The sequence below is a fragment of the Acetatifactor sp. genome (assembly GCF_982438285.1).
This window is the reverse complement of sequence record NZ_CEWDFQ010000082.1, coordinates 1-10,596: the sequence shown is the minus strand read 5'-3', so window position 1 is coordinate 10,596 and position 10,596 is coordinate 1. Positions and strand designations below refer to the sequence as shown.

Below are 10,596 nucleotides of genomic sequence, written 5' to 3'. Positions count from 1 at the left end.
GCCATGTATGGGACGGCGGCTATGATATTGCAGGAAAGCTGGATCAGGTTCTGGAGGAATTTGACAGAATCTTGGGATTAGAGCGGCTGAAAGCAGTTCATTTAAACGATTCCTTAAACGGTCTTGGCAGCCATAAGGACCGGCATGCAAAAATAGGCCAGGGAGAGATCGGACTTGCGGCCTTTGGCAGGATCATCAATCATCCAAGACTGAGGGACCTGCCCTTTTATCTGGAGACGCCAAACGAGCTGGAGGGGTATCAGGCTGAGATCGCTTTGCTCAGGGGGCTTTATGAGTAAAGAGGAAAAGCGTGCGGTTTTAAAGAAATATTTTGGCTATGACAGCTTCCGGGAGGGACAGGAGGCGCTGATAGACAGTCTGCTAAGCGGCAGGGATGTGCTGGGTATCATGCCCACGGGGGCGGGAAAATCCCTCTGCTATCAGGTTCCGGCGCTGATGCTTCCGGGAATTACGCTGGTGATTTCTCCGCTGATCTCTCTGATGAAGGATCAGGTGGAGGCATTGAACCAGGCAGGAGTGCATGCGGCCTATTTAAACAGCTCTCTCACCTATGGACAATACCGCAAGGCTCTCTGGTATGCGGCACAGGGAAGATATTCCATTATCTATGTGGCCCCGGAGCGGCTTGAGACAGAGGAATTTCTTGACTTTGCCAGAAATGCGGTCATTTCCATGGTAGCGGTGGATGAAGCTCACTGCGTGTCACAGTGGGGACAGGATTTTCGGCCAAGCTATTTAAAAATCGCGGAATTTATCCAAAAGCTTCCCGCCAGGCCTGTGGTGGGAGCCTTTACAGCCACTGCTACAAAAGAGGTGAGGCAGGATGTGATCTCTCTTTTGAAGCTGCAGGAGCCTTTTGTGGTGACCACCGGATATGACAGACCCAATCTGTATCTGGGGGTATACAGTCCGAAAGATAAGTACGCGGCTGCCCGCAGCTTTATTGAAAGACATCCGGGACAGTGCGGGATTGTGTACTGTGCCACCAGAAGGCTGGTGGAGGAGGTGTGCGAAAGGCTGCAGGAGGAGGGATTTTCCGTTACCCGGTACCACGCGGGACTTTCCGACGAGGAGCGCAGGATCAGCCAGGAGGATTTTACCTATGACAGAAAGCTTATTATGGTTGCCACCAATGCCTTTGGCATGGGGATTGATAAATCCAATGTAAGATACGTGGTGCACTACAATATGCCCAAGAATCTGGAGTCCTATTATCAGGAGGCAGGCCGCTGTGCCAGAGACGGGGAGCCGGGAGAATGTATTTTGCTCTACGGCGGACAGGATGTGGTCACTAACCAGTTTTTGATTGAAAACAGTCAGGAAAACGAAGAGCTGGAGGAAGAAGTCAGGGCGGTGGTTCAGGCAAAGGACAGAGAACGTCTTAAAAAAATGACATGGTACTGCTTTACCCACCATTGCCTGAGAGACTATATTTTAAAATATTTTGGAGAGCAGGGCACTCATGACTGCGGAAACTGCAGCAGCTGTCTTTCCTCCTTTGAGACGGTGGAGGTGACAAGGATAGCCGGCGCGCTGGTGGGCTGTGTCTCGGCCTGCGGACAGCGTTTTGGGATCACCGTGATTCTGGATACGGTGCGGGGAGCAGATACGGCCAGAATCAGAAAATACCGCATGAATTACAACCTATATTACGGAGCACTGGCGGGCACACCGGAACAGATTCTTCGGAGTGTACTAAACGACCTGCTGTGTCAGGGATATCTGGCGTCCACGGATGACCAGTATGCCGTCCTGAAGCTGACAGACAAATCGGACTGGATTTCTCAAAAGGGAGAGCGCATTTTTGCAAAGCTTCCTAAAGAAGAAAAAGAGCTGTGGCAAAGGGAGGCTTTTGCAGAAGAAAAGAGGAGAGCAGATTTTCGGGGAAAAGGACGCACCGCTTCCGTGCGAAGGCCTGTGTTTGACCGGCTGAAGGCACTGCGCAGTGAGATTGCCAGAGAAGAAAGGGTGCCCCCATATCTGATTTTTTCCGATAAGACCCTGGAGCATATGGGGGTGGTAAAGCCAAAAAGCAAAGAGGAGATGCTTCAGGTAACAGGAGTGGGACAATATAAATTTGAGAAATACGGCAGAAGATTTCTTGCAATTTTTCTGGACAAAGACCAGGTGTTGTGATAGTCTTAGGACAAGAGCTTTCTGAGGGCTCTTGTCTTTTCTCATTCAGGATGGCGCACAGAATGTGCTGTCACACCTGTTTTCAACGGCTTTTCGCCGATTGTACCCATTTTATACTATAAAATTTTGTGAAAAGGAGAAGGATTATGACCTATGAAGAATTTAAGAAGGAACTGTACCGCAATGCTTTGAACCAGGCCCGGCTGTGGGGAAAAACGGCAAGGCTTGTGGAAAAGGGAACGGTGTGCCGGGAGCCGCAGGTCATGGGGGCTATCGCTGCTATGAATCAAAATGCAGCGCCTGCAAAGGACGCTGTCGTCAAGGAGGATATGCTGCTTGTGCTGCTTCAGTATGCTCCCGCAGAAAATGCTTTGCAGGCAAATACTCTGTCGGAGCGCAAAGAGGAAGGAAGGGCACCTGCATACTCCGGAATCCTTTGCTGGAAGGTGCGCGCCTTGTATGAGCGCTTTCTGCGGGAGGGCTGGCAGAGCGTTCTGCCGGAAATTGCTATGAAGCTTCAGGGCAGCAGGGGACAGGAACCCCAGGCGTCCCTGTGGGAGAAGGGTTATGAGCAAAACTGCGGCAGGCTCATTTTGAGGCCCCTTAATATATGGGAAAACAGAGAGGAGCTGGAGCACTGCGTTTATTGGAGTTATGGAGAAATCGGTCTGGTGCTGTATGCTTTGCTTTATGATCTGGAAGAGGATTTTATGACCATGAAGGTTACCAGGGGCATGGTGGAAAGATGGGGTGTATCCTTTGAAGAAGCTCTCACGGGAGCCCTTCTGAATACCTTTGCCCAGATGCCGCCCAGGCTTTATCACGGCATGGATATCCGCTCCTCCTATGACTGGAAGGATGGAATTTTTATGGAGGAGGAAGGGAAAATCAGCATAGAAATCCATCCCCAGTCTCAGGAGGAGGGAATGTGCGGATACCGGCTTACCACGGTGAGATGGTTAAACGGAGCCGTTGCATTCTTCTATCCTGGCGTAAGGCAGCGTCTGGCAGCGCTTTTGGATGGGGACTTTTATGTGGGATTTACCAGCATACACGAGGCGGTAATTCATCCGGTACAGCACAAAATTCTGGGAGAGATGAAGGCGGCCATCCAGCATACCAACGCTGTATTTGACCGCCGGGAAATGCTCACCGACAAGGTATACCGCTATTGCCGGGCGAGAAATGAGCTCATAGAGGTTTAGGGCGCTAATCATAGGTTCTGCCAGGCTCCAAGATGCGGAAATGACCGTTTTTCAGTGAAATTTGTGACACTGCACAGTTTTTCAGCGAAAAATGCCAGAAATCCTCCAGAGGAATCTGCGCTATGGTGTTTAGGATGCTTCTGTTTAGAGCGCCGTGTCCTGTAATCAGGACAGTTTCACAGACCCCTTCCAGAGGGAGAATTTTCTCCTTCAGAAAGGATGCGCTTCTTTGATACAGACTGTGGAAGGATTCCCCATTTTGACCGGGTACATATTGTCCCGGCCTTTTCCGGAAATCGTAGAGAGGATTGGAGTCCTCCTCCTTCATCTGGGGCGGGACTACGGTGCCCTCCCAGATACCAAAGCTGATTTCTTTGAGCCGGTCGTCTGTGGACAGGGGAATCTGGCGGTCTCCGATTATGATTCTTGCAGTTTCCAGAGCCCGGCACAGGGGAGAGCTGAAGGCCATTTCAAAGGGAACTGTTCTTAAGGCTTCTGCGGTTTTTTTTGCAAGGGCAATGCCGGAGGCGTTCAGAGGGATATCGGACTGCCCCTGGAAGCGGAAGGCCTTGTTCCAGTCGGTTTCTCCGTGGCGTATCAGGTAAATGATCATAGGTGTGCTCCTTTCAGAGGAAAACAGTTTTTCTGTCTATTTCCTCAGCAGCTTCTATCATAGCATCTTCCGGACAAAATGAAAATAGCGTCTATGCAGGGACTCGACAAAAGGCAGGAAAGAGGTTAAAATTTGATAAAACGGCATTGACTGTCAAAACAGGAAAGGAAGCGCGGGAAGGTATGGAAAGGGATTATATTACACTTACTATCGGCAAGCAGAAAAACATTGCTTTGATTGCCCATGACGGCAAAAAACAGGAAATGATAAAGTGGTGCCAGGACAATGAGGAAATTCTGAGACGGCATTTTTTGTGTGGAACAGGCACTACGGCAAGGATGATCACGGAAAAGACAGGGCTGCCCGTAAAGGGCTACAACAGCGGACCCTTGGGCGGGGATCAGCAGATTGGAGCAAAGATTGTGGAGGGGAAAATAGACTTCGTGGTATTTTTTTCCGACCCCCTGACGGCTGCACCCCATGACCCTGACGTAAAGGCCCTTCTGCGCATTGCCCAGGTGTATGATATTCCCATTGCCAACAATAAGGCCACGGCGGATTTTCTGGTGCACTCCAGCCTGATGAATGAATGCTATGACCATGATGTAATTAATTTCAACAAGAATATTGCATTGCGGGCACAGAGCATGCAGGAGGCATAAAGAGCGGATATGCAGCGGCTTAACATAGCAGACTTTGGAGCTGTGCCGGACGGAGGCATGGTGTGCACGAAGGCGATACAAAGGGCCATAGATTTTTGCGGCCGAGGGGGCATTGTGTATGTTCCTAAGGGGGAATTTGTCACCGGCGCCCTGTTTTTAAAAAGTGATATGACGCTGTTTCTGGAAGAGGGCGCAAGGCTTAAGGGCAGCGGAGATATCCGGGATTTTCCGGTTGTGGGCTGTCCCTTTGAGGGGCTTATGCAGCTTTGTTATGCGAGCCTGATCAACACCAACGGAGCCCCCTGTGAAAACATTACAATAGAGGGAAAGGGCGTTCTTGACGCCAACGGTGTGGAGCTGTTTGCCCTGGAAATGGAGGAAAATAAGGGGAAACGGGGGCGTGCCGTCTGTATCTGGAATGCCAAAAATGTTACCCTGAGGGATGTGACCATACGCCAGTCGCCGGCGTGGTGCCTGCATTTAATCTACTGTAACAATGTGCTGCTGGATGGGATATCCGTGCACAGCAAGTGCGATGAAAACGGGGAAAAGTATCAGGGGATTTTCAATGGAGACGGCATCGATGTGGATTCCTGCCGGGATGTGCTGATCCGCAATTCCCTGATTGCCAGCCAGGATGACTGTATTGCGGTGAAATCGGGAAGAGATGCGGAGGGCAGGCGTATAGGGCTCCCCTCCATCAATGTTACTGTGGAGAACTGCGTTTTTAAAAGCGGCTTCGGCGTGGCGGTGGGAAGCGAAATGTCTGGGGGCGTCCGGGATGTTTTTGTGCGAAACTGTACCTTTGAAAATACCTTCAGCCTTGCCAGCATTAAGGCGGTGCGAGGAAGAGGCGGTTACATCAGAAATATTCATTTTGAAAACTGTACGCTGGTCAACAGAGATAGAGAAGTGAAGGCCACAAAATGGTTCCGGGGAGCCATTTATGCGGATGGATTTTACGGGGAGGAAGAATTTGACTGGGATGCACCCGTAAAGGTGGATGAGACGACCCCTGAGGTGGACGGTATTTATTTTAAGAATATTACAGTGGATACACAAGAGGGCTATGGGGTGTATCTCTGTGGGCTTCCCGAAATGCCCTATAGGAATATTTTCCTCGAAAATGTGAAGGCTTCGGGAGAATATGGCATGGAGACGAAAAACATCCAAAATCTGCAGTCTGTGGACACACAGGTGTCAGGCAGGAAAAGTCAAGGGGAAAATGCTGTGAAATAGCCAAAAGGAAAAGGAGTGGTCTGTGTGACGCTTCGGAAGGGAGAACGATAATGGAAAAGAAACTGGAAAGGAAGGCAGCCTGGGAGCTGCTTACGGAATACACGAAAACGCCTGCGCTGTTAAGTCACGCTCTGGCTGTGGAGGCCATTATGCGGCATTTTGCAAGGCTTAACGGGGAGGATGAGGAGGTCTGGGGCGTGGCCGGGCTGCTGCATGATCTGGACTATGAGAAGTATCCCCAGGAGCATTGCAAAAAGGCAGAGGAGATTATGCGGGAGCGCGGCATTGATGAGGTCTACATCCGCGCCATGAGCTGCCACGGCTATGGGCTGTGCACGGATGTAAAGCCAAAGAGCCCAATGGAAAAGACCCTTTATACCGTGGACGAGCTGGCAGGACTGATCAATGCGGCCTGTCTGGTGCGCCCTTCCAGGAGCGTGCTGGATTTAGAGGTGAAATCCCTGAAAAAGAAGTTTAAGGATAAGGCGTTTGCCGCTGGGGTAAACAGAGAGGTCATAAAAAAGGGCTGCGAGATGCTGGGCATGGATATGGATGACGTGATGCGGGAGGCCATTGAGGGCATGAAGGAACGGGCGGATGAGATCGGCCTTAGGGGGACGCTGTAGAAGGCTTTGAGGAAAACCGATTGAAAAAAGTCATATAAAGGGAAGGATAATCCATTATGCTAAAGGTGGCGTTACTGCAGATTCTCCCGGGAGCTTCCCGGGAGGAAAATCACAAAATTGGAATGGAATGGTGCCGCAAGGCCAAGAAAAAGGGTGCAGATATCGCACTGTTTCCCGAAATGTGGAGCAGCGGCTATCAGATTTCAGAGGATGTGGAGAAACTCAGGCAGGAGGCTGTTTCGGCGGACGGCGAGTTTGTTATGTCCTTTGGCCGTCTGGCAAAGGAGCTTGATATGGCTATAGCTGTAACCTTTTTGGAGCGCTGGGAGCCGCTTCCCAGAAACACGATGGCGCTATTTGACCGCCATGGGAAAAAGGTTCTGGAATATGCCAAGGTGCATACCTGTGATTTTGGGGAGGAATGCAGGCTCACTGCAGGAGATGATTTTTATGTGACGGATCTGGATACAGCGGAGGGAATGGTAAAGATCGGCGCCATGATCTGCTTTGACAGGGAATTTCCTGAGAGCGCCAGAATCCTTATGCTGAAGGGGGCGGAAATCGTGCTTGTGCCCAATGCCTGTCCTATGGAGATCAATCGTCTTTCCCAGCTGCGGGGCAGAGCCTACGAAAATATGATGGGAATTGCCACCTGTAATTATCCTGAAGGCTGGCCGGACTGCAACGGGCATTCCTCCGCCTTTGACGGCGTCGCCTATCTGCCGGAGCTTGCTGATTCCAGGGACACCTGCATTTTGGAGGCTGGGGAGGAGGAAGGGATTTACTGTGCGGAATTTGATCTGGATACGCTGCGGAGATACCGCCGCGAGGAGGTTCACGGCAACGCTTACCGGCATCCTGAAAAATATCAGCTATTGATTTCTCAGGAGGTCACAGAACCCTTTGTGAGGGAAAAAAGGTTTTGAGAGGAAACGAAAATGCGCACTATAGTGTATGACGCTTTGCCGGAAGAGGCAAGAAAAATCAGAGAAATGGTTTTTATGCAGGAGCAGGGATTTCAAGAGGAATTTGATACAATCGATGATTACGCAAAGCATTTGATTCTATTTGACGGCGAAGTGGCGGCCGGAACCTGCCGCTTCTTTTTGGACAGGGAGCGGAAGCAATATGTCATTGGCCGGATAGCGGTGCTTAGGCAGTACAGGGGACAGCATTTGGGCGCAAAGCTGTTGGAACAGGCTGAGATGCAGATAAAAAGAGCTGGAGGCGAGACCGTGATTTTGCATGCACAAAAACAGGCAGAGCCCTTTTATGAAAAACAAGGCTATGCAGAATACGGCGCTCCTGATTTTGAGGAGGGCTGCCCTCATGTGTGGATGTTTAAAAAGCTGAACTGATTTTCCGCTCTGTTAAAATTTTTGCTGGTATTGGGTTCCCCACTCCACCATGGCGTCAAGAATGGGCTTCAGACTGTAGCCGGTTTCCGTCAGTGTGTATTCCACCCGGGGCGGCACTTCGGCATATACCTTGCGGGTGAGAAGTCCGCTTTCCTCCATGGAACGGAGATTTGCGGTCAAAACCTTCTGGGATATGTTTCCCACAGACCGCTTTAATTCCCCGAAACGCTTTGTGCCCTCCAGCAAATCGCGGATGATCAGTACCTTCCAGCGGTCGCTGATAAGCATAAGAGTGGTTTCCACAGGGCATGCAGGCAATGTTTTTTCCATCGACAGACCTCCAATTTCTATTTGTTTCCAAAAGGCAAGTACTATAACAAAATGCCCTTAATTCCTTTTTTGTCCTTATGAACCTATTATAATTCTATATGCAAAAGAAAACAAGAAGCAGAACCGGCAGCAGCCGGTTTTTTTAATGGATTTGGGGCAAAGGATATAAAAAGGTTACCTTTGTGGGGAGTAAGTTACCAAAAAGTGCGTACTTAACAGGGGCGGAAATGCGGTCTATAATCATTTTACAGATGGGAAGTTAAGAAAGGAAAGAGGTGCACGATCATGACACATGACCAGAAACGGATTTATCTGATCCGCCAACTGCTGGCAGAGAAACCGGAATATGAAAAAATTCCTATCCCGGCACAGGAGAAAGAGCAAAAAGACCTGCTGCGCGGTCTGATGAATGTGCGTATGCCAAAGCCAGTCAGCCAGGAGTTTTTAGAAATACAGGACGAATATTTGCACAGGGAATGTGAGCTTCGGGGCGTTTTTGACAGTGCCCTTTTGTCTCCTGTCCCCTCAGACTACAGGCTTATTTTATGGCAGGGGGATATTACAACCTTAAAGGCTGACGCCATTGTCAATGCCGCCAACAGTGCGCTGCTTGGCTGCTTTCATCCCCTCCATTCCTGTATTGATAACATCATCCATTCCCGAAGCGGTATCCAGCTGAGGCTCTTATGCAATGAGATTATGAAGAAACAGGGACATGAGGAGCCCACAGGGAAGGCTAAAATCACGCCTGCCTTCAATCTGCCTGCAAAATATATTCTGCACACGGTGGGACCTATTATTTACGGCGATGTAACGAAACGGGATTGTGAATTGCTTGCGTCCTGCTATCGTTCCTGTCTGGAATTGGCAGTGGAAAAGGACTGCAGAAGTATTGCCTTCTGCTGTATTTCTACGGGAGAGTTTCACTTTCCCAATGAGAAGGCGGCTGAACTTGCAGTGGAGACAGTAAAATCCTTTTTGGACGCAGGTGATTATAATATTCGCGTCATATTTAATGTATTTAAGGATATGGACAGGGAAATCTATGAAAGAATTTTGGGGGTGACAGATGTTGAAGCGTGAAAGTGGAATGAGAGTTGCCATAGGGCAGCTTCAGGAAGCGCTTGACCATGCGGATGCCGTTTTAATCGGCGCAGGAGCCGGGCTTTCCACCTCGGCTGGCTTTGTGTACAGCGGAGAGCGGTTTCATCAGTACTTTGAGGACTTTGCAGAAAAGTATGGATTTCACGATATGTATTCCGGGGGCTTTTACCCTTATGACACCCTGGAAGAGTATTGGGCTTACTGGAGCCGGTATATTTTTATCAACCGCTATCAGGACGCGCCAAAGCCGGTGTACCAGGATTTGTATCAGCTGATAGAAGATAAGGATTATTTTGTCCTTACCACCAATGTAGACCACTGCTTCCAAAAGGCCGGCTTTGACAAGAAGCGGCTGTTTTATACCCAGGGGGACTACGGACTGTGGCAGTGCTCCAAACCCTGTCATGACAAGACCTATGACAACGAGGAAACAGTCCGAAGAATGATGGAGCAGCAGAGGGATATGCGTATACCCACAGATTTGATCCCTCATTGCCCGGTCTGCGGCGAGCCTATGACCATGAACCTTCGTGCGGATAATTCCTTTGTCCAGGACATGGGCTGGTATCAGGCTTCGGAAAGGTACAGCGATTTTGTCAGAAGGCATGAAAATATGCGAGTGCTTTATCTGGAATTGGGGGTAGGCATGAACACCCCTGGCATTATCAAGTATCCTTTTTGGCAAGAGACGTACCAGAATCCGAAGGCAGTCTATGCCTGTGTAAATTTTGGAGAGGCTTGTGCGCCAAAGGAGATTGAAGGACGGTCCATCTGCATTAACGGCGATATTGGAGAGATATTAAAAAAACTAAAGTAAAAACAACAGATTCTGTATCATTTTGTATTGACTTGAATGTTTCGAAGAAAAATGTATTTTCAATAGTGTATTTGCACAAAAATAGGGAGTGGGCATGGAAATTAAAAGAAATGCCTGTCTTCAGCAATTGATTCGGAAAGATGATGTACCGGAAGCCGAAGGCGGCGTACTCCTGGGTCAATTTCGGGGAGGTGAAATTTCGTTAGAGAATACAGATGAAAACATAAAAATGGAATAAGAAAAGCCCCGAATTCTATATGGTATGGAATACTGGGCTTTTCTTTTGCTGAAATAATCAATATTTTTCGGTTTGTTCTGCAGCCTCTTTCGTTTTATGAACCGTACCAAACGGATGCTGCGGCGGTGCATAAATGGAATACAGCTTTAACGGTGTCTTCCCCATATTGACAATATTGTGCCATGTTCCTGCGGGAATGATTACAGCGTAATTACTGTTTACTCTTTGCTGATAGTTTAAAAGAGTT

At 49.2% G+C, this 10,596-nt stretch carries 14 protein-coding genes; 11 read left to right on the top strand and 3 right to left on the bottom strand.

Features of this window, described 5'->3' with window-relative positions; genetic code table 11:
• The 3 genes from AC1WIP_RS05950 to AC1WIP_RS05940 form a co-directional block, all read left to right on the top strand.
• Positions 1-299: TIM barrel protein (locus AC1WIP_RS05950; protein WP_481140964.1), on the top strand; the 299-nt coding region annotated here is incomplete at its 5' end.
• On the top strand, positions 292-2,157 hold the full coding sequence (gene recQ / locus AC1WIP_RS05945; protein WP_481140963.1) for a DNA helicase RecQ: 1,866 nt from the start codon (positions 292-294) through the stop codon (positions 2,155-2,157). The genes AC1WIP_RS05950 and recQ, both read left to right, overlap by 8 nt.
• A 146-nt stretch (positions 2,158-2,303) precedes the next feature.
• Complete coding sequence (locus AC1WIP_RS05940) at positions 2,304-3,362, top strand: DUF5688 family protein (protein ID WP_481140961.1); 1,059 nt, start codon at positions 2,304-2,306, stop codon at positions 3,360-3,362.
• A 4-nt stretch (positions 3,363-3,366) separates the two neighbouring features.
• Here the strand turns inward: AC1WIP_RS05940 and AC1WIP_RS05935 are convergent, their stop codons facing one another.
• Positions 3,367-3,975: a histidine phosphatase family protein gene (locus AC1WIP_RS05935; RefSeq protein WP_481140960.1), complete on the bottom strand. Its 609-nt coding sequence runs from the start codon at positions 3,973-3,975 to the stop codon at positions 3,367-3,369.
• Between the two features lie 182 nt (positions 3,976-4,157).
• Between AC1WIP_RS05935 and AC1WIP_RS05930 the strand changes: the two genes are divergently transcribed.
• The 5 genes from AC1WIP_RS05930 to AC1WIP_RS05910 are packed head-to-tail and all read left to right on the top strand — an operon-like array spanning position 4,158 to position 7,860.
• A complete protein-coding gene (locus AC1WIP_RS05930; RefSeq protein ID WP_318703705.1) occupies positions 4,158-4,637 on the top strand; it encodes a methylglyoxal synthase in 480 nt (159 codons plus the stop codon).
• A gap of 9 nt (positions 4,638-4,646) precedes the next feature.
• Positions 4,647-5,876, top strand: a complete 1,230-nt coding sequence (locus AC1WIP_RS05925; protein ID WP_481140958.1) for a glycoside hydrolase family 28 protein — start codon at positions 4,647-4,649, stop codon at positions 5,874-5,876.
• A gap of 50 nt (positions 5,877-5,926) precedes the next feature.
• A complete protein-coding gene (locus AC1WIP_RS05920; protein WP_481140957.1) occupies positions 5,927-6,502 on the top strand; it encodes an HDIG domain-containing metalloprotein in 576 nt (191 codons plus the stop codon).
• Positions 6,503-6,558: 56 nt separating this feature from the next.
• Positions 6,559-7,428, top strand: a complete 870-nt coding sequence (locus AC1WIP_RS05915) for a carbon-nitrogen hydrolase family protein (RefSeq protein WP_481140956.1) — start codon at positions 6,559-6,561, stop codon at positions 7,426-7,428.
• Positions 7,429-7,440: 12 nt separating this feature from the next.
• A complete protein-coding gene (locus tag AC1WIP_RS05910) occupies positions 7,441-7,860 on the top strand; it encodes a GNAT family N-acetyltransferase (protein WP_481140955.1) in 420 nt (139 codons plus the stop codon).
• Between the two features lie 12 nt (positions 7,861-7,872).
• Here the strand turns inward: AC1WIP_RS05910 and AC1WIP_RS05905 are convergent, their stop codons facing one another.
• A complete protein-coding gene (locus AC1WIP_RS05905) occupies positions 7,873-8,190 on the bottom strand; it encodes a winged helix-turn-helix transcriptional regulator (RefSeq protein WP_318703711.1) in 318 nt (105 codons plus the stop codon).
• A gap of 285 nt (positions 8,191-8,475) precedes the next feature.
• Between AC1WIP_RS05905 and AC1WIP_RS05900 the strand changes: the two genes are divergently transcribed.
• The 3 genes from AC1WIP_RS05900 (at position 8,476) to AC1WIP_RS05890 (ending at position 10,349) form a co-directional block, all read left to right on the top strand.
• The gene (locus tag AC1WIP_RS05900; RefSeq protein WP_481140953.1) at positions 8,476-9,273 is read left to right on the top strand and encodes a protein-ADP-ribose hydrolase; all 798 of its coding nucleotides are present in this window, start codon (positions 8,476-8,478) and stop codon (positions 9,271-9,273) included.
• Positions 9,274-9,280: 7 nt separating this feature from the next.
• Entirely contained in the window at positions 9,281-10,111 is an 831-nt protein-coding gene (locus tag AC1WIP_RS05895) for an SIR2 family NAD-dependent protein deacylase (protein WP_481140965.1), read from the top strand.
• A 94-nt stretch (positions 10,112-10,205) separates the two neighbouring features.
• Positions 10,206-10,349, top strand: a complete 144-nt coding sequence (locus tag AC1WIP_RS05890) for a hypothetical protein (protein WP_481140952.1) — start codon at positions 10,206-10,208, stop codon at positions 10,347-10,349.
• Positions 10,350-10,406: 57 nt separating this feature from the next.
• Here the strand turns inward: AC1WIP_RS05890 and AC1WIP_RS05885 are convergent.
• A partial coding sequence (locus tag AC1WIP_RS05885) for a cupin domain-containing protein (protein ID WP_481140951.1) occupies positions 10,407-10,596 on the bottom strand: 190 nt, incomplete at its 5' end.